This is a genomic window from Bacillus sp. FSL W8-0770 (genome assembly GCF_038008705.1).
Classification (GTDB): Bacteria; Bacillota; Bacilli; order Bacillales; family Bacillaceae_G; genus Bacillus_A; species Bacillus_A cereus.
The window spans coordinates 3,004,311-3,023,983 of record NZ_JBBOZR010000001.1 but is presented as its reverse complement, the minus strand read 5'-3'; the positions used below and the strand labels follow the sequence as shown (position 1 = coordinate 3,023,983).

The window sequence follows — 19,673 nt, the reverse complement described above, 5'->3', positions numbered from 1 at the left end:
TGCTTTATCTCTCCGTCTCAAAAAACTCAATCCACTCTCCATCAGGACCAGCGAAGAATATGTAACGTGTTTCATCTGGTAATGTTTCGATTTCTTCTCCTAGTAAAAAGGTTACTTTTTGTTTCTTCAGTCTTTCGATCTCATCCTCTAATGAATCCACTTTAAAGCAAATGTGATGTACTTTTCCTTCTGCCGGAAGAGAAGAGTTGTAGCCTTCAATGAGTTCTAGTATCGTTTCTTTTGATTCTTCCACACCTAAAAAAGCGAGTTTTAAGTCTGGATTTGGATGACCCATACGTTTCATGAGCTGTAAGCCGACTACTTCTTCATAAAATGAAATAGATGTTTCTAAGTTTGCAACCATAAGTCCAACGTGTTCAATTCTTCTAACTGGCATGTAGATTCCTTCTTTCTGAAAATTATACACAATATATTATTGAAAATTAAGAAAATAAGCAAGATAAAAACCTTACAAATTTTAGCGTGTTATATGGTATAGTGAGAAAGTATGTTTGGGGAGAAGGAAGGAGATTATACGATGAATACAACTACTCAAACTCCTTCATTATCGGAAACGATGAAAGAGTGGCATTATGCATTAGCATATGAAATTAAACATTGGAAAACGATAGGTGGTAGTAAAATTTCTATCATGAATGGTCGTTTTTTATATACAGATTATGAAAGTACAGTATACGTATTTCAGCTTATTTCGGAAGTAAGCTTACCTGAAGGTTCACCCATTCGAATTGAGTTTGATGGTGAGGAAGCGACAGGAGAAGTATTGTCTGTACATGGATTAGAAATAGAACTGAAATTAAATGATTATATACAAGGTGAAATACGAGAAGCTGTTTTATATAGTGAACCGTGGCAATTGTTAGAGCAACTACAAGAGAGGTTGAAGGAAGCACGTAAAGATAAGCTAAAACGTAATCGTATAAAGCGTCTTGTTGATGGGACGAGCAGTCCGAAACATATTGAGAAGATGAAAAATCCGAAAAATGAATTGGCATATCGTGCGTTTTATAATCCAACAACTTACGTATGGGGACCACCAGGAACAGGGAAGTCTTACAATTTATCACGTATTATTTCGGCTCATTATCAAAAAGGAAAATCGGTACTTGTGTTGGCTCATAGTAATGCGGCAGTAGACGTATTAATGAGTGAAGTAACGAAGCAAATTGAGAAGAAAAAGAAATGGATGCCTGGCGAAATTGTTCGTTACGGTTATAGTCAACATGAACATATACGAAATCATGAAACGTTACTTGCGTCGAAGTTAGTTGAAACGACGAACGGATCTTGGGGTGAGGAAAGACTCTATTTAGAAGAGACACGACAAGATCTTCGTGAAAAAATCTTATCGTATAAAGCAACATCTGCTGATAAGAAGCGTATACAAGAGATTGAAAGTGATCTTCGAAAGCAAAAGGCTAAAATTAAAGAAGTAGAAAAAGAATATATTGAAAATGCGAAAGTAATTGGTGCAACTTTATCAAAATGTGCCATTGATTCACTTATTTATGAGCGCACATTTGATTTAGTTGTTGTAGATGAAGTAAGTATGGCATATGTTCCGCAAATTGCATTAGCTGCTTCACTTGGAAAACGTATCGTCGTTTGCGGTGACTTTTTACAGTTACCTCCAATTGCGATGGCAAATCATGAACTCGTTCGCAAATGGCTTGGGGAAGATATGTTTTACCATGCTGGGATTGTTGAGTCTGTTAATAAATCAGAAGCACACCCAAACCTATTTATGTTGCAGGAACAAAGACGTATGCATGCGGATATATCGAAGTTTACGAATTCGTTTATTTATAAAAATAGAGTATACGATCATCCGTCTGTTTCAGAGCGTAAAGAACTTGCGCAATTGCAGCCGTTCGCAAATGAAGCGAGTGTTTTATTTGATACGAGCCAAATGGGAGCTTTTTCGTTAAAAGATGCTGCTTCTGGTTCACGTTTTAACATTATGTCTGGTTTAGTAGCAATGCAAATGATGTTAATCGGATTGTTAGACGGTGTGCAATCAATTGGTATTGTGACACCTTACAGGGCGCAGTCACGCTTTTTATCAACGTGTATTAGAGAAATGTTGCAGAGAACAAAATATCAAAACATACCAGTTTTAGCGGCGACAGTTCATAAGTTCCAAGGTTCTGAAAGAGATATGATGATCTTTGATACGGTTGACAGTTATCCGCAAGAACGACCTGGTGTATTATTCTTTGATCACAAAAACCATCGCCTCGTCAATGTAGCAGTGACAAGGGCGAGAGGGAAGTTCATTCAATTATCAGATTGCCATTATATGCGTAAAAACCTTTCTAGAAAACAAGCGTTATCACAATTAACAGCTCATATAGAACGTCACGGAGATGTGTATGATCGCACGACATCAAGACAATTGTGGGAACGGAAAATTTCGAAACGTTTACGCTGGTTTATGGAAATGAATCTTGAAGAGCCGAAAGGGCTATTAAAAGATATTTTAGCCGCAAAACGAAAAATTATTATTTCACTTCCAAGTACAAAACAAGTGGATAAGCGAGTATGGCAAGCGTTAATGCGTACAAATGCACAGATAACAGTTTATAGTGATGGACCAGTTCCACTGAAAAATGTAAAGTTACAAAGACAAAATAAAGCATTCCCATTCTTAGTAATTGATGATGAAATCTTCTGGGCAGGGGCACCGCTTACATCTCAAATGATGTTTGAAGGTAGTACAGAATTTCCGTACGTATGTGCAAGACTGCAAGCGCCAGAAACAATTGGTGTATTAAAAGGATTTTTAGATATTCGGTAAATTCGGATAGGAATTCCTTGACTTTTATTTGGAATGAACTTAGAATGAATTTAATTTAATATAATTTTATGAAAATTCTTATCACGAGAGGTGGAGGGACTGGCCCTATGATACCTCGGCAGCGGATTCGTTATGAATACTGTGCCAATTCCAGCAAGGTAACTTGAAAGATAAGAAAGAAGCTCATTTTGATTGTATATACAGAAGCCTCTTTCTATCTTTTAGAAAGAGGCTTTTTTTACGTGAAAATAAAAGGAGGAAGAACAATGGGAGCGACAGGAGTAACGTCACAAAGAAAAACAATTGAAGAGAGTATCGAAAGAAATAAGGAAAAATACATAGAAACAAGTCATGATATTCATGCGAATCCGGAGATTGGAAACCAAGAGTTTTACGCATCAAGAACGTTAAGCTTATTACTAGGTAGTGCAGGATTTCAGCTGCAACACAATATAGCTGGACATGAAACAGGTTTTATCGCGCGAAAAAGTTCAGGAAAACAAGGACCAGTCATTGCATTTTTAGCGGAGTATGACGCTTTACCAGGACTAGGTCATGCGTGTGGTCACAATTTAATTGGCACAATTAGCGTTGCAGCAGCAATCGCATTATCAGAAACGCTTGAAGAAATTGGCGGGGAAGTTGTCGTGTTTGGTACACCAGCAGAAGAAGGCGGGCCAAATGGTAGCGCGAAATCAAGTTATGTAAAGGCAGGTTTATTTAAAGACATTGATGCGGCGCTTATGATACATCCGAGCGGAAAGACAGCGACAACGAGTCCTTCATTAGCAGTCGATCCACTTGATTTTCATTTTTACGGAAAAACAGCTCACGCTGCAGCTTCGCCAGAAGAAGGGATTAACGCATTAGATGCGGTTATTCAGCTCTATAACGGTATTAACGCACTTCGCCAACAACTTCCGTCAGATGTGAAAATTCATGGCATTATTACTGAGGGCGGAAAAGCACCTAATATTATTCCTGACTATGCCGCAGCAAGATTCTTCATCCGTGCAGCAACGAGAAAAAGATGCGCGGAAGTAACAGAAAAAGTAAGAAACATTGCTGAGGGAGCAGCATTAGCAACAGGTGCGAAAGTAAAAATCCATCAATTCCAAAATGAAATCGATGAACTACTCGTAACAAAAACATATAACGACATTGTAGCTGAAGAATTAGAATTACTAGGTGAAGATGTAAATCGTAAAGAAAGACTCGGGATCGGCTCAACTGACACAGGAAACGTAAGCCAAGTCGTACCGACAATTCATCCGTACATTAAAATCGGTCCAGATGATTTAATTGCGCATACGAATGAATTTAGAGAAGCAGCGCGTTCAGAATTAGGAGACAAAGCATTAATTACATCGGCAAAAGCATTAGCAAATACGGCGTATCGATTAATTATGGAAGAAGGGTTGTTAGAGAAGGTGAAGGCGGAGTTTAGAGAGGCGCAGAGGAATCAGGGATAATAAGGGGATTAAGGTGCTCTTTTCGCAGAGCAATCTAATTAATAAGTAGAGGTATAAAAAAGAACATTGAAAATCAATGTTCTTTTTTTAGTTACTAATCATTGATTTTGTTGGATTTTCTCATAAAGGAAAAGCTTGTACTGTTAGCGGAGGATAATACGTATCCCTTTATTAGAACGACAATTTCTCCTCAAACTCACTCTTTAAAATAATTAAAGGAGATGACAAGCCAAATTGCATTAAAGAGTCTAAAAATGCAGCGAGAGAATCCATCGAATCGCTCATGACCTTCATCATATAATTAAACTCCCCACTAATTCGATATAAATCTGTTACTTCAGGAGCGGCATTACAAAATTGAATAAAATCAGAGCATTGGCTCGTTTTAAACATGATGAATGCTTGAATGTTTTTATTAATTTTTGCAGGCTCAAATTTCGTTCGATAAGCCGCTATAACTCCTTGATCTTCAAGCTTGTTAATACGTTCTTTTACAGCAGGTTGCGTCATGGATATAATTCGTCCTATTTCTGAAACAGAAATTCTCGCATTTTCATACAACAAGTTCATAATTTTATGATCGATTTCATCCAATTTTACTGCGTTTGGCATTGTGTAGCCTCCTTATTTTATTTTTTTAAGTAAATAACAAATTATAACTATAATATTATAAGTGAACGGACTGAATTACCTATAAATCTATATTTAAAATTATTGGTGTTTGAATAAAAATATAAGTATAGGATTTATCGAATAGAAATTTAGGAAGGATGGAAAAAATGAAGAATCTTGATGGGAAGGTAGCGTTAGTAACAGGGGCGAGTCGTGGTATTGGTCGTGCGATTGCGAGGAGATTGGCAAACGATGGTGCATTAGTTGCGATTCACTACGGCCGAAATAAGGCAGCTGCAGATGAAACGATTAGTGATATTGAATCTAGTGGAGGAAAAGCGTTCTTAATTGAAGCTGAACTCAATTCAATTGATGGTGTCAAAAAGCTAGTAGAACAGTTAAAGAATGAATTACAAATAAAAGTTAGTACATCAGAGATTGATATTTTAGTAAACAACGCAGGGATAGGTACACAAGGGACGATTGAAAATACGACAGAAGAAGTTTTTGATGAAATTATGTCTGTAAATATTAAGGCACCGTTCTTCTTAATTCAGCAAACATTGCCGTTACTACGAGCAGAGGGGCGTATTATTAACATTTCATCAGCTGAAGTACGACTTGGTTTTACAGGCTCAATTGCATACGGCTTAAGTAAAGGTGCATTAAATACGATGACACTTCCTCTAGCTAAACATCTCGGAGAAAGAGGTATAACAGTGAATACAATTATGCCTGGATATACGAAGACAGATATTAATGCAAAATTGCTAGATGATCCGGAAATACGAAGTTTTGCTACGAATTCATCTGTGTTCGAACGAATAGGGCAAGTTGAAGATATTGCAGATGCAGTAGCATTCTTTGCTTCTGCTGATAGCCGCTGGATAACAGGGCAGATTTTAGATGTTTCTGGAGGGTTTTGTTTATAGGTGCACTACTCCATATCCATCAAGCTAATATTTTCATATCCCCCTAAATTTAAATTTTCTTTCTCTACAGATAGCTATTTTGAGAAGCCGCTCATTTTTTCGTTTTGGGGGCATTTCTTTTTCTTAAGTTGATGAGCATGTATGGTGACCTCTATTAGACGATAGTGAATTAACAATTTCGGGGTTCAGTTCAACTTTATTCAAAATAAGATTTTTTTGCAGTAAAATCAATGTTAGTGGAACTTTTTTAATCAAAATTTTTTCTAAATTAACATAAATACTTGCAATATTTAAATTAGTACTATATAGTTCTAGTTATGACAAAGGTAAAATTAATGAATCAAAGACGTGTGATTGAAGTAGCTGCAACATTATTTTTAGAAAAAGGGTTTGCTTATACAAGTATGGATGAATTAGTACGTGTAAGCAAAGTTTCAAAGTCTAATGTGTATTATCACTTTTCTAATAAGGAAGTATTATTAGAAGGGGTCGTTGATTATTGGATTGAAATGTATCAATCTGCAATTGATGACGTACTTTCTCAGAACCAATTTTTAGTTGAAGATCGTATCCAACTGTTTTTAAAGCAATTATCACAAGGAGTTCAGTCGAGAGAGTATAAGGGGAGCTGTCCATTTATTACTCTTTATATTCAAAGTCCTAAACAGGCCACGCAAATAAAAGAAAAAATAGGTCTTTTTTTTACAGGATTACAAAAGAAAGTTTCTCTATTACTTAAACAAGGGGTAGAGAATGGAGAATTCAGAAATACGATTCATATTGATGAGGTTGCATCACTTTTTATTACAAATCTTGAAGGAGCGTTATTTATTTCAGAAACATTGAAGGATGCAACTGTAATCACGAAAACAGCAGATCATTTTTTAAAATTGCTTCGATAAAAGAAGCATTTTTTTTACATCAAATTAGTACTGATTAGTACTAAAAAAGGGGATTTTATATGAGAACAGTATTTTTAACTGGTGGAACAGGCTTTATTGGAAAGCAATTAGTGAAAGAATTAGCCAAAGAGGATGTGAAAATTCTTCTTTTAGTGAGGTCGAAAAGTAAAGCAATACGCCTTTTTCAAGAAAGAGGCATCTTAAAAAAGGAAGTTATGCACTTTATTGAAGGTGATTTGACGAAAATAGATTTAGGTCTAAGTGCTGAAGATAAGGAGAGGGTATTGAAAACGGATGTGATTATTCACGCAGGAGGCCCCATGGATATTCAAGCGACAAGTAAAGAGGCAGCTTCCGTATTTTTAAATGGCGCCAAACATATTAGTGAATTAGCTAAAAGTATTCATCAATTGAAGGGCTTGCAACAATTTATTCATGTTGTAGGTTATATGAGTCCCTTTGATGATAAAAATAGCAAGATTGCAATTGATGTGTTTAAAGAAGGAAACAGTTATTTGAAAATAAAAAATCCATATGAGAGAACAAAATTTTTAGCAGATCTTTATATCCGTCAGCAGGCATCAGCAGTAGGTTATCCGCTTTCTGTAATTAATCCACCAACTGTAGTCGGTAGTAGCAAAACAGGGAGTACAGAGCAGATAGCAGGATTAGGTTTGCTTGTGATGAGTATGCGAAGAGGGCTCATGCCAGTGATTCCTGGAGGTAAGGGATATAGGTTACCACTTATTTCAAACGATGAGTTTGCGAAGTTTATTGTGCAGGTTTTCAGGTTGGAGCAACCGACTATTCAAACATATACACTTGTTGAAGACAAACAGCACGATCAGAACATGGCTGAGTTATTAAGTATTATGTCGGAAAGTATGAATATGAGGGCACCAAAAATCTCGGTTCCAATGCCGCTTATGAAAACAATTATGAATAGTGGAGTAAGTAAAATAACAAAAATTCCTTCTGATGGACTGAATTTTATTACAAAACGAAAATTTTCAAATGTTTCAGCGAAAAAAATTATGGGAGGAGATTGGTTTAGGAAGACGAGTGTAATGAAATTTTTCCCTGCCGTAGTAGCTGATCTGGATTATCGAATGATGTATCAAAATGGCCAGCATAATCATGTATTTAAACGAACATTATGCGATAACAATACCCTTTACCAATTACAAGGAGAGGGTAAACCGTTTATTTTATTACATGGTTTATTGAGTGATGGAGAGGATTTATTTCCTTTAGCACAAGAGCTTCATGAAAAAACTGGTCAACCTGTATGGATCTTGGATCTTCCAGGTTTGGGGCGTTCTCCTTTTAAACGAGATAAAAATCTTCTAAATATCTATTTGAATGTAGTGAAAAAGTTATTGGAGAAAGCTACGAATGGTGCACATCTAATTGGTCATTCATTCGGTGCATTTATTCTTCTGGAAGCATTGGTACAAGAGTACATAGATAAGAAGTATGCAATCACTTTACTTCAGCCACCTGTAGTTAAAAAAAATGCTAAATCGCTAAATGTTCCTCAATTTATGAACAAATGGACATTAAAACTGGCAACTACTAATTTCATAGAGCGATATTTATTAAGTAATGGTTTGTTTGAAAGTATGGAGAGCATCCCTGAACATTATATCGAAAAAGTAAGTAACAGTTTTACTTCTCCTAGAATTTTAAATACTACGGTTCAGCTTAACAGTTTACTACTGAAAAAAGATCAAGGTGATTTCAAGGAAGTAACAAAGTATAATCTTCACATTATTTGGGGGGATTATGACAGAGGTTATTCTGCTCCATCGTATCTTGGTAAGGTTGATTTTGTTCCATATGGCCATCATTTTCCTCTTAGCCATCCGAGTGAAACGGCAACATTAGTAATGAAAAATAGTGATACTAGCAGATGAGAGTGTGGGATAAATAAAAAGTGTGTAGTAAAATCGTTGTGTTTTTGAAATAAAATCGTACTGTGTGGGAACCCACCCCATCACTATCAGACTAAGAAACGCAAATACCTCAAAACGAAAAAATGAGCATTTTGTTACAAGATAGTACAAAATTTTGTTCTGGGGGTGCTATAAAATTTTAGCTTGATGGCGATGTGGGCATGGGGTCCCACCAACAAACCGCGAATTTCGTACGCTAAGCAAAATTTGAATGTACTAAAAACTTCCCGTAAGATGCATTCCCTACAACTTCATTTAGAAACTTGAAAAATACTGGGATTTTATATACGAATAGGATGAAAATGGTTTGTATACATAGTTGTGTTTTTGTCAGGGGGATAAGTTCCTAGTAAAATAAGGATACTATAATAAAAGAGAAAGCTTTGCATAATATGCAAAGCTTTCTCTTTATTTACTCACAAAATATCCAATTGTATAGATAATCCATAAGTGGACCGGATAGAAAATATAAAACATATATTTTGTTAATGAATTATTTACACCACGTTCTCCACTGTATAAGAAGAAGAATGGTAAAGCAAATATCATCATCCATTGGTTGTTAAAACCAAATAAACCCATTTCCGTAAAAATTTCTCCAGACATAAGTGATGTTGGTACCTCTATTAATGAAAGTAATACATATGTGATAATTAACCACATTTTCTTCTCTCTAAAGAAATAGAAGATTAATGTCATAATGACGCCAATATCACTTGCTTCTGTAAACAGTCCTAATATAGCCGCAATAATGGTAGCTGGAATTCCTAGTAAATAGTTTTTTGTACGTTTCGTATAATCAATCGTACAAAGTAAAACAATACTCATTCCAAGTGACAAGAAAATATTATTGTGAAGTCCACCTTCCCTTGGGAACAAGTACTGAATTAGCGCTGAACCTGCAAACATAATCGCTGCCCACATAAATACACGTGTAGCATACTTTGTACGATTTCGTGTATAGAAGAATCCTTCCACTACAAAATAGAAGAAAATTGGCGCTACAATACGTCCTGGATGATGCATCCACATTGGTATACCCGGAATGTAAGTATACACGTGGTCAATGACCATAAGGATCATTGCAAAAATCTTTAATTGAAAAGCATTTAACCTCATAATATATAAAACCTCCACTTTACATGTTACTCAGATACTATTAATCTTTTGAAAACACAGTTTTGTTTTCTTACATACACAATATACTTTCATAAAAAAGTATAAATTTTTTGTCCAAGAGGTTCTTTTATAAAAAATAGAACCTCTCGAATAGTAAAACTTTGGGTAAACTTGCTATATTATTTTTAGATGAAGTATCTAAAACATTAAATACATGTATTGTTAATTCATTAGTTTTTTCAAATAGTTTCGTCGTATGATGAAAAAGCTTATAACAAATAGCAATAAAAATATTCCTACACCTATTGCTGTGACTCCATAAAATGCTGATGAAAAATGGTTACGCATTCCAATCGTTATTCCACATAGAAGAATAGATGCAAGTGCAAACGGGATAAAAATTAAAGTTGCCAACTCCTTAGTCACCACAGTAACTAATTCTTTCGTAGAAAAGCCAAGTTTTCTGATTCCTGCATATTTTTCTTTTTCGCCTTCAAATGACGTTTGCAGATAGAAATAAAGAATACTCATTGCCGCGCTCAAAAAGATAAGGCTCAACATGAAACCGATAAAGAATAGGAGGCTCACTGTAGTTTTTTCAGTCTCGTAAAAATTAATTTTAGAAGAAATTAGGCGCTCATTTGGTATTGTTGAAATTTTGGAAAGAATCGTTTCAGACAAGTCGAGCTTTTCTGTCCAATTATCAATTTCATAAGCAAATACTTTAAATACAGGATAGTCAATCGTTTCATAAACAGCATCTGGGACGATATAGTACATCTTTTTAAAACCTGAAGTTAAAATATTTCGTTTCTCAAGGCCCGCATATTTAAGTTTTCCAAACGGGTAGTCACGAATAAATTCTGTACTTGGAAGAGCATAGTTATTTCCTGCTGCAACATAGTACTCATCATCCTTTAGTGAAATTTCCTTATGAAAGCCAAGTGCATTATAATTTGAAACCGACATAAAACCGATATTATGATCTTTATCTGTTTTAAATGCTGAATGATATGCATCGTATTTACCGTGTTTTGCTAATGAATTTTCAATAAATGAAATATCATCCTTTTCAACTTCCGTTGCATTTCCTGAGAGTGAGATATATTCAAAGCTGTACGGCTCTATTGATTCTACTCTCGTATCTATATTGTAATAGGAACTGTACAGTACATTTGTACATACAAACACACCTAGCAACAAAACTGTTAATAAATAGATAAGATAGGAATGTGAGCGTCCTTTGGCCTTTATGTTCGAAACGTAAAGCATATTTGTTTTTTGGTAATACGACGGTCGTTTTTGTAATACACGAATCGATAAAAACATTCCCTGCGTGATAATAAAATAAATGGCTAATAGCGAACTAACAAATAGTAAAATGTAATGGATCGTTCCAGATGATTCAACCCAATTCATTTCTAATATGAGCGATAGTGCTAAGAATACGCTCGTAATTACGGATAGTAACAACTTCCATGGTGCAGGCGCTATTAACTTTTCCTGTGTTACATCTGCTTTTAACAGATGAACAGCTTCTTCTTTGTTAATAAAACGTGTTATAAATTTAGAAACGATAAAGAATAAAATTGCAAATAGAAAAATCGTTAATGCGATAGCTTGCATTGGTATATACATACCAAAGCTACTCGCTTGTAAAACCCTTTTGGTGACCATTAAAAACAAAGGGGCGATTACAAGCCCAAGCACAATCGCTGTTAGAATTGCTACACCAGCAATAAGCATATTTTCTCTGAACACCATCTTACGCACTTGCTTCATAGATGCTCCAGTAATCATAAAAATGCCAAGGCTTTTCGTTTTCTTTTTCAAAAACGAAAACATCGAATAAATGATGAAAGCGAATGAAAAAATATACACAATACAGCTCGTAAGTATCATTACAAGGCTAAGTGTGCTTCCTGTTTGAATGATCGCCAGCATTGGATGGAATGCTACAATCGAAAATAAGAAAAATATCAAAATGGAAAATACACTGCTTAAAAAATAGGAAATATATGTCCATTTATCGCGCAAGATGTTTTGAAGGACAATATGATTAAAACTCATGCTGTCCACCACCTAAAAATGTAAGTGTGTCCATAATTTCTTGATAAAACTTCTGTTTATTATTGCCTCGATGCACCTCATTATAAAGAATACCGTCTTTTATAAAGATTACGCGATGTGCAAAACTAGCAACATAGGCATCATGTGTCACCATTAAAATAGCTGTGTTAAAGGTCTTGTTAATTGACTCAAACAAAGTCATAACATCATTTACCGCTTTAGAATCTAGGTTTCCAGTTGGTTCATCGGCTAATAATAATCCAGGTTCATGAATAACAGCTCGCGCAATTGCCACACGTTGTTTTTGTCCTCCTGAAATTTCAAATGTACGTTTCTTTAAAATTTCTTTAATACCTAAAAAAATTGCAACTTTCTCTAAACGTTTGCTCATTTCCTTAGCTTCTACAGAATCAAGTACCAAAGGTAATAAAATATTTTCCTCTACTGTTAAAGTATGAACAAGGTTAAAATCTTGAAAAACAAACCCTAATTCTGTACGACGAAACTTTGCTAGTTCAGTATCATTTAATTCATAAGGATTTTTCGAATTAATTGTAACTAATCCTTTAGTTGGAGGATCGATTGTGGAAATGCAGTTAAGGAATGTTGTTTTACCGCTACCGGAAGGACCCATTACGGCAACAAACTCATTCTTTTCTAAATGAAAATCAATCCCTTTTAATGCTTTATAAATAATTTCCCCTGTATAGTCCTTTTGAAGATTCTTTACATTTAAGATTGTGTTTAACATTAATATTTCACTCCTTTGTATCTTTCAGTATTTTAGTATAAATATGCTTGTAACTTCTTAACATCTCTCAATGTGACAGCAAGATGACAAAATTGTCACATTCAAAACGGCTACCTTATTTGGTAGCCGTTTCTATACTTCTTGAGAAATCTATTGTAAATGTTGTTTCATTATCTTTAGAATGTAGGTGGTATGGATGATTTAATGTAGTAAGGATCCTATTTACTAAATAAAGACCGATACCAGTTGCTTCCCCTTTTGTACGTCCTTTCGTTCCTGTGTAAAATAATTCAAAAACACGTTTTATTTCACTTTCAGGTATCGTTTCTCCTTTATTTTGAATGAATAACTGTCCATTTTCATAATGAATCATAATAGAAGAGTGTTTTTCGCCATATTTAACAGCGTTACTTAATAACTGGTAAACCACAACTTTTAGCCATTTACGATCTGAATAAAGCAATATATGCTCCGGTATGGTGCTTTTAGGAAAGATTTCTTCCTCAATAAAATAATCTCTTAAATCGTTAATAACTTCCTGTACGACATGCTTTAACAGAATTGGTTCTATTTTTAAATCAGCTAATAATTTAGTAGAGCGACTATACGTTAGTAACTGATTTAAAGAGAAGTTCAGTTTATCACATTCAACTTTTACTTTTTGCCACTCTGCAAGGGAATTTGGTTCCTTAAACTGATTGGACTGTATAAGCAGTTGAATGACAGAAAGTGGCGTTTTCATTTGATGAACTGCATGAGAAATCATTAATTGCTGATTATGTAAAGAACTCTTATACTCCTCTTCTTTTGATAAAAATAAGGATTGAATATATTGCAATTGAGTTGCGTATGCTTTCTCGTATGGAGCAATTGGCTGATAAATCATGAAACTGTCCGTATGGATGTTCTTGTTCCCAATATGTGCATACATTTTTTTACGACGTAAATAACGACCAAAAAGTAATACGATTAATAGAGAGCAGGCTAGAAATATAAAATAGGTATAATGATTTTCAAAACCATCTAATCGATGAATAACGATTGGTAAGCTAATAAATGTAATAATATAAAGAATAATAAAGCTCAAATGGTCTTTTAAAAATAACTTCATGTGAGTTTCTCCGTTAATTGATAGCCAATTCCTCGAATAGTTCTAATTTCTAAAGTAGAATGAATGGCTTCTAATTTCTTTCGTAATCTTGCAATATTTACTGTTAATGTATTTTCCTCTACAAATTCTTCCTCATCCCAAATGGCTGTAAGGAGTTGCTGTCTTGTTACAACATTAGGATATGATTCAAAGAACATTGTACATAGCTGGAATTCTTTTATCGTTAATAGCTCCTCCTGATTAGGTGCGCATAATCGTACAGTATCTAAGTTTAAAATTGTATTTCCTATTTTGAAAATTTTCTCCTGTACATTTCTGGCATATTCGCCATATATACGACGAATTTGTCCATTAATTTTTGCAAGAACGACTCCTAATAAAAAAGGTTTGGTAATGAAATCATCAGCTCCATTTTCAATGCCATATACTTGATCCGTCTCACTCATACGAGCAGAAAGAATCACAATGGGACAATTCGATATTTGTCTGATTTTACGGGACCAATAATAACCATCAAAGGCAGGAAGGGTAACATCCATTATGACGAGATGGGGTTGGAAATCTTGAAAAATTTCTAATACCTTTTGAAAATCTTCTACAATGAGGCAATGATATCCATATTTTTCGAGATGTTCTTTTAGTGTATCCGCTATATTTATTTCATCTTCAACAATCAATAATTTATACATTTCATCCTCCGATTTATTTATTAACTTTATCTCATACCTTAATTTTAAATCATTATTACTTATGGTCAAAATGAGACACATTCTTATACTATATAAGAATAATCTTTATCTCAAAGTTATATGATCTTTACATCAGAACTAAAGAGGGGTATCTTCTCTAAAAGAATCGTTTTCATCTCGTTCAGAGTAAATAGGCTTTTTTGAATATTCATAAAAAACTAATGCTAAGTAATTTTTAACAATTGAGAGATAAAATCGAAAAATCAAGATATTTTTCAATTTGAAAGGGAATGCCAATAACATTAAATAAATTTTCAACACCCTTAAGAAAGACTTTCTTTGATTATAGCTGCCATTTTGGCAGCTATTTTTATCTCACAAAAAGGGGCTGATTAGTAGAAGGGGAAATTTTCTATATTTCTTTTTTTATTGGGAACATCTCATATATTTTTTCAGTTAAAGATTGAGGAGACTCTCTTGACGATCTTTTGATCCAATCAATGAAGACATTAAAGAATCCACCAATAAAAAATAATGCTTGAGCTTTGCTCATGTTATTACTGATCGGATTGTCTGTTTCAAATATAGATTTTATTGCGGAATTAACATAATCAAGAAGAAGACCAGACATATTGGAATCTATTATGTTTTTCATTAGGATACGCTCATTGGCCATAAAACTTATTAAACCTTCTATAAAAAGTTGAAGACTATCATGAGAATCTAAATAAGTAATTTCTTCTAAAAATTTGTCGATACCTTTTTGCATAGAGGCATTAAGCACATCGTAAATGGTACGATAGTATTTGTAAAATGTAACTCTTGCAACTCCAGCTTTTTTGCAAAGTTCCGTAACTGTTATATCCTCCAATTTTTTTTCTTGCAGCAGCAGACCCAAAGCTTCTGTAATGTATTCTTGGGAATATATACCATCCTGACGTGAGTTTCTCAGCGCTAACACATCCTTTCATTTTGTTAGTTTTAGCTTCTATTTATCTAAAAGTGCTTGAAAAACCACCCCTCTCTTTTATACTTACATGTGTAAGTGCTAATGTTAATACAAATGTTTCGATAATGACTATGCTTATTCTATAAAAGGAATTTGATTACTGTCAATGTATGCAAAAAGGTCATTTGAAACCATGTACTTACTATTGTAAATAACGAAGTTGGAGGAGATTAAAATAGCAAAGTATCTTTACAAATTAGGTGGTTGGGCAGCAAAACATGGGAAGAGTATTGTTTTTAGTACCTTAGGAATTTTATTCATCTTGGGGGTACTAGCTGGAAGTTTAGGTCCCTCTTTCAATGATGAGTTAACGATTCCAGGCACACCAGCTGAGAAGGCAAGCAAGTTGTTAGAAAAAGAATTCCCTGAATCTCAAAGTGCTGGTGCCCAAATTAAAATAGTTTTTAAAGCCCCAAAAGATCAGACATTAGATTCGGAACAGGTAAATAAAGTGATTACGGATACTTTGTCTGATATTAAAAAAGATGATTCAAATGTTGAATCAATTGCAACCCCTATGCAACTTAAAAATTTAACCAAAGATAATACCATGGGGTATGCTGTTGTCAATTATAAAAATGATGCTGAAGATATAAAGGAATCGTCTAAGAAGAATGTATTAAACAAAATTGAACAAACTCGTGAGGAGGGAATCCAAACGGAGTTAACCGGTGATGTGAAATTTACTGTAGTCGAATCAAATGGTGAATCGGAGGCTATTGGAATAGTTATTGCCTTTATAATTTTGGCGATTACATTCACATCTTTCCTAGCAGCTGGGATGCCTATTATCACTGCTATTATAGGATTAGGAACTGGAATGCTCGTAGTTATGATAGGCTCTAATTTTATTGAATTGCAGGATCTTTCGCTTTCAGTGGCTATCATGTTGGGAATAGCCGTTGGAATTGATTATGCTTTATTTATTATGACTCGATTTAGACAACAACTTGGCGAAGGACATTCCGTTAAAGAATCTATTGCTATAGCAACTGGTACTGCAGGGAGTGCCGTTGTTTTTGCTGGAATCACTGTAATAATTGGACTTCTTGGATTATCTGTCATGAAGATTCCTTTTTTAACCAAGATGGGAGCAGTATCATCTATTAGTATATTAAGTGCTGTATTGGTTTCCATTATCGTACTTCCAGCTTTACTAGGAATAGTAGGGCATAGATTTCATCCCTCTACAGGAAATAAATTCTTGAAAAAAATTACAGGTGCAAAAGAAGGCAAAGTACCTTCGAATAAATGGGGAAAGCTTGTCACAAAACATCCGTTAGTTATGTCTTTCCTGGCTATCGCATTACTTGCTGTCATTAGTCTTCCATTTTTCCATATGAACCTAGGACTGCCCGATGACGGGGATACCATGTCAAAAGATACAACGGAAAGAAAAGCATATGATCTCATGACAGAAGCATACGGGGAAGGTGTTCACTCTTCTCTAGTTGTGGCAGCAAAAATAGATAGTAAAAAACAAGACCCACAAAAGACACAAAAAGCAATGGCGGAGATTACAGAAGAAATTGGTGAGCTAAAGAATGTTAAGAGTGTAACACCAGCTTTCCCTAATTCTTCTGGTGACGTTTTTATTATCACTGTGACCCCAAAAACGGGACCAAATGATATAGAAACAAAGAATCTTGTGAAGCATATTCGAGAAAAGTCGAATATAACCAAAAAAGAAAATGACATTGAGTTATTAGTTACTGGTACAACGGCGGTCAATATAGATATAACAGAAAAGCTAAATACAGCATTACCTATATTCGCAGTGCTTGTAGTAGGACTGGCATACGTCCTGTTAGTGTTAGTATTTAGATCCCTATTACTTCCTTTAAAAGCAGTAGTAGGCTTCCTCCTTTCATTGGCTGCAACACTAGGATTTGCCGTGTTTGTTATTCAAGATGGAAATCTTCTTGATTTATTTGGTTTCCCTTCTTCTAGCGCAATTCTTGCCTTCTTGCCAATCCTTACAATTGGTATCCTTTTTGGGTTAGCAATGGACTATGAAGTGTTTCTTGCAAGTCGTATGCGGGAAGTTTACACGCATACAGGCAATCCAAAGGAAGCTATACTTGCAGGGATGAGAGACAGCGGAAAAGTTGTAGCTGCAGCAGGATTAATCATGATAGCTGTATTTTTTGGCTTTATGCTTATGCCAGACCCAATGGTAAAGGCTATAGGGATGAGTCTAGCATTTGGAGTTCTATTTGATGCTTTTGTGGTTAGGCTGACGATTGTTCCTGCCGTTATGACATTGATGGGAAAAGCAGCTTGGTATATGCCGAAATGGCTGGATAAGATTCTTCCAAATATAGATGTTGAAGGTGAATCTATCTTGCATAAATCAGAAAGTAAAGATAAAAAAGTGGGATAAGCGTAGCTATGAGTTAAGGTTTGATAGAAAATATCGTTTGAACCAACATGGGGTTTAGCCGAGATACCAAGAGAAAAAGAACCAGCAGAAGTTCGAGTAATTTTCTTTGGAAAACATGGTGAATTACGAGAACGAGCGCTACAAGATTAGCTTCAAAGAAGTAGCGCACTAAACCTTTTAATTAATGCGATTAGTGTATGGAATACGGTTTATTTAAATGAAGCAATAAAAGTTTTGAAGAAAAAATTTGATGAAGAGATATTAAAACATATTTTTCTATTAGGGTGGGAACATATTAATTTCCTAGGAGAATACCGATTTAATAAGAAAGAAATTGCACCTTTGGAATCTCTTCGACCACTACAAACAAATTAACAGTAAAAAGCCGATTATCCTGAAGTGAACCCCGAAAACGGGACACCTATCAAAACACCTAAACCACTTGTTCCCTAAATTCTTTAGGGGATAGGTGGTTTAATTTTCTTGAATTCGCACACAATTGTAGTAATGAATGTATTCTAGCACAATCTTTCGCACAGTTGTGTTGGATACTTTTGTTATCTCTTGTGAATAGAAAGCTTCACTTTTCAAATGACCAAAGAAGCTTTCCATGACGGCATTATCATGGCAATTTCCTCTCCGGGACATGCTGGTGATCATGCCGTTTTCTTTGGCATACGCTTGAAATTCTTTTGCTGTATAAATACTTCCTTGATCCGAGTGAAGAATGACATCTTTTACTCTTCGCCCTCTCATTGCTTGTTTCAATGTCTTCATCGCTAATGTCAGTGTTTGTGATTCGCTGATGACACAACTAATAATTTCACGATTAAAGGCATCCATGATCGTTGATAAATACAAGGTACGTTCTCCAAATAAGAGATACGTCACATCTGTAAACCACTTTTCATTTGGTCTGGATGCATCGAATTCACGCTCCAATCGATGAGGGGCTACCATTGGTTCCGCACCATTGATATATTTCTTTTTCTTTCGACGTACTTTTGAAAGAATGTGATTTCGTCTCATGATTCGTAATACTTTTTTATGATTCACACACAGCCCATTTTCCGAAGAGTTGCGGTCACTCTTCGATATCCATATCGTAATTTATGCCGAAGACAAACATCCTTTATTTTCTCTTCTATCTCATCTCTCAAGTCCACTGTTCGTTGTAACCAACGATAAAATGTAGACCGGGGTAATTCTAATACATTACACAATTCTTTTACCGTTAGTTTTGTTTTTAAATTGGTCCATAAAGTAACTACAGTTTCTGGTTTCAGCCCCTTTCGATTTCCAGATACTTTCCCCATACAAGTAATTTTGTTTTTAGATGTTTATTTTCTAAACGTAGCTGTTCTAATTCACTGAGCTCTTTTGGTCCTTTTCCATAAGAATATTGTTTTCCTACAGGTTGTTGAAAACGATACGTTTGATCTGTACGATACCATTTCATCCATGTCTTAATTTGGGAAACATTTTTAATTCCGAGTTTCTCCATAATTGCACGATTTGAATAACCGTCTTTCTTCATTTCAATGACTTTCCACTTTGTTTCTTCTGGGTAATGAACTCTTGTCTTCAAACGAAAAACACCTCCAATGAATTTGCATACTTAGTATGCGAATTCAGGAGGTGTTTTTTTCATGTACCACTATTCGGGTTCACTTCATCCCTTAGCGTACTGGAAATCGGCTTTTTCTATGTGGAAATCCGCTTAGCGTACGAAATTCGCGTTTTGTTGGTGGGACTCCATTCTATATTAGTAACAAAAAATATTTATGAAAGGTCTGCTTTCTTGTCTCATTAGGAGAAAATGATAGACTAAATTTATGTTAATGGGCATA

General features: G+C 34.9%; 14 protein-coding genes, 2 pseudogenes and 1 riboswitch. Of the genes and pseudogenes, 7 read left to right on the top strand and 9 right to left on the bottom strand.

Going from position 1 to position 19,673, the window contains the following annotated elements:
- Positions 1-4 precede the first annotated feature (4 nt).
- Positions 5-397, bottom strand: a complete 393-nt coding sequence (locus tag NST27_RS15510) for a VOC family protein (RefSeq protein WP_001145285.1) — start codon at positions 395-397, stop codon at positions 5-7.
- Positions 398-508: 111 nt separating this feature from the next.
- Between NST27_RS15510 and NST27_RS15505 the strand changes: the two genes are divergently transcribed.
- Positions 509-2,818, top strand: a complete 2,310-nt coding sequence (locus NST27_RS15505; RefSeq protein ID WP_033689291.1) for an AAA domain-containing protein — start codon at positions 509-511, stop codon at positions 2,816-2,818.
- A gap of 75 nt (positions 2,819-2,893) precedes the next feature.
- Positions 2,894-2,995, top strand: a riboswitch (SAM riboswitch).
- Between the two features lie 89 nt (positions 2,996-3,084).
- Positions 3,085-4,290: a M20 family metallopeptidase gene (locus tag NST27_RS15500; protein WP_000501377.1), complete on the top strand. Its 1,206-nt coding sequence runs from the start codon at positions 3,085-3,087 to the stop codon at positions 4,288-4,290.
- 171 nt (positions 4,291-4,461) lie between these two features.
- On the opposite strand, the gene NST27_RS15495 is transcribed toward NST27_RS15500, so the two are convergent.
- Positions 4,462-4,902: an Lrp/AsnC family transcriptional regulator gene (locus tag NST27_RS15495; RefSeq protein WP_001132318.1), complete on the bottom strand. Its 441-nt coding sequence runs from the start codon at positions 4,900-4,902 to the stop codon at positions 4,462-4,464.
- A 167-nt stretch (positions 4,903-5,069) separates the two neighbouring features.
- Between NST27_RS15495 and NST27_RS15490 the strand changes: the two genes are divergently transcribed.
- From NST27_RS15490 to NST27_RS15480, 3 genes are all read left to right on the top strand, one after another.
- Positions 5,070-5,834, top strand: coding sequence for an SDR family oxidoreductase (locus tag NST27_RS15490; RefSeq protein ID WP_000792678.1), 765 nt, complete (start codon positions 5,070-5,072; stop codon positions 5,832-5,834).
- Positions 5,835-6,169: 335 nt separating this feature from the next.
- The gene (locus tag NST27_RS15485) at positions 6,170-6,736 is read left to right on the top strand and encodes a TetR/AcrR family transcriptional regulator (RefSeq protein WP_001076337.1); all 567 of its coding nucleotides are present in this window, start codon (positions 6,170-6,172) and stop codon (positions 6,734-6,736) included.
- Between the two features lie 59 nt (positions 6,737-6,795).
- A complete protein-coding gene (locus NST27_RS15480; RefSeq protein ID WP_047386514.1) occupies positions 6,796-8,652 on the top strand; it encodes an alpha/beta fold hydrolase in 1,857 nt (618 codons plus the stop codon).
- Between the two features lie 447 nt (positions 8,653-9,099).
- Here NST27_RS15480 and NST27_RS15475 read toward each other — a convergent pair whose 3' ends face one another.
- The 6 genes from NST27_RS15475 to NST27_RS15450 all read right to left on the bottom strand — a co-directional run bounded on the left by NST27_RS15475 (position 9,100) and on the right by NST27_RS15450 (position 15,392).
- Positions 9,100-9,810 carry a TraX family protein gene (locus tag NST27_RS15475; RefSeq protein WP_001238740.1) on the bottom strand — a complete coding sequence of 237 codons (711 nt, stop codon included), beginning with the start codon at positions 9,808-9,810 and terminating at the stop codon, positions 9,100-9,102.
- Positions 9,811-10,032: 222 nt separating this feature from the next.
- Complete coding sequence (locus tag NST27_RS15470; RefSeq protein WP_000009434.1) at positions 10,033-11,880, bottom strand: FtsX-like permease family protein; 1,848 nt, start codon at positions 11,878-11,880, stop codon at positions 10,033-10,035.
- Positions 11,870-12,631, bottom strand: coding sequence for an ABC transporter ATP-binding protein (locus tag NST27_RS15465; RefSeq protein ID WP_000935297.1), 762 nt, complete (start codon positions 12,629-12,631; stop codon positions 11,870-11,872). Before NST27_RS15465 ends, NST27_RS15470 begins: the two co-directional genes overlap by 11 nt.
- Before the next feature lie 115 nt (positions 12,632-12,746).
- Positions 12,747-13,742: a sensor histidine kinase gene (locus NST27_RS15460; protein WP_000765292.1), complete on the bottom strand. Its 996-nt coding sequence runs from the start codon at positions 13,740-13,742 to the stop codon at positions 12,747-12,749.
- Positions 13,739-14,431, bottom strand: a complete 693-nt coding sequence (locus NST27_RS15455) for a response regulator transcription factor (protein ID WP_000277459.1) — start codon at positions 14,429-14,431, stop codon at positions 13,739-13,741. Before NST27_RS15455 ends, NST27_RS15460 begins: the two co-directional genes overlap by 4 nt.
- Before the next feature lie 412 nt (positions 14,432-14,843).
- On the bottom strand, positions 14,844-15,392 hold the full coding sequence (locus NST27_RS15450) for a TetR/AcrR family transcriptional regulator (protein WP_001986429.1): 549 nt from the start codon (positions 15,390-15,392) through the stop codon (positions 14,844-14,846).
- A gap of 223 nt (positions 15,393-15,615) precedes the next feature.
- On the opposite strand from NST27_RS15450, the gene NST27_RS15445 reads away from it, so the two are divergent.
- Together NST27_RS15445 and NST27_RS15440 are read left to right on the top strand one after the other, a co-directional pair.
- Complete coding sequence (locus NST27_RS15445; protein WP_064774787.1) at positions 15,616-17,823, top strand: MMPL family transporter; 2,208 nt, start codon at positions 15,616-15,618, stop codon at positions 17,821-17,823.
- A gap of 84 nt (positions 17,824-17,907) precedes the next feature.
- Positions 17,908-18,198, top strand: a pseudogene (locus NST27_RS15440) (Tn3 family transposase); the annotation flags it as partial.
- Positions 18,199-18,256: 58 nt separating this feature from the next.
- Here the strand turns inward: NST27_RS15440 and NST27_RS15435 are convergent.
- Positions 18,257-19,411, bottom strand: a pseudogene (locus NST27_RS15435) (IS3 family transposase).
- Positions 19,412-19,673 lie beyond the last annotated feature (262 nt).

Coding starts and splice junctions, on each gene's coding strand:
- NST27_RS15510 (WP_001145285.1), bottom strand. CDS start 397: ATGCCAGTTAGAAGAATTGAACACGTTGGACTTATGGTTGCAAACTTA.
- NST27_RS15505 (WP_033689291.1), top strand. CDS start 509: ATGTTTGGGGAGAAGGAAGGAGATTATACGATGAATACAACTACTCAA.
- NST27_RS15500 (WP_000501377.1), top strand. CDS start 3,085: ATGGGAGCGACAGGAGTAACGTCACAAAGAAAAACAATTGAAGAGAGT.
- NST27_RS15495 (WP_001132318.1), bottom strand. CDS start 4,902: ATGCCAAACGCAGTAAAATTGGATGAAATCGATCATAAAATTATGAAC.
- NST27_RS15490 (WP_000792678.1), top strand. CDS start 5,070: ATGAAGAATCTTGATGGGAAGGTAGCGTTAGTAACAGGGGCGAGTCGT.
- NST27_RS15485 (WP_001076337.1), top strand. CDS start 6,170: ATGAATCAAAGACGTGTGATTGAAGTAGCTGCAACATTATTTTTAGAA.
- NST27_RS15480 (WP_047386514.1), top strand. CDS start 6,796: ATGAGAACAGTATTTTTAACTGGTGGAACAGGCTTTATTGGAAAGCAA.
- NST27_RS15475 (WP_001238740.1), bottom strand. CDS start 9,810: ATGAGGTTAAATGCTTTTCAATTAAAGATTTTTGCAATGATCCTTATG.
- NST27_RS15470 (WP_000009434.1), bottom strand. CDS start 11,880: ATGAGTTTTAATCATATTGTCCTTCAAAACATCTTGCGCGATAAATGG.
- NST27_RS15465 (WP_000935297.1), bottom strand. CDS start 12,631: ATGTTAAACACAATCTTAAATGTAAAGAATCTTCAAAAGGACTATACA.
- NST27_RS15460 (WP_000765292.1), bottom strand. CDS start 13,742: ATGAAGTTATTTTTAAAAGACCATTTGAGCTTTATTATTCTTTATATT.
- NST27_RS15455 (WP_000277459.1), bottom strand. CDS start 14,431: ATGTATAAATTATTGATTGTTGAAGATGAAATAAATATAGCGGATACA.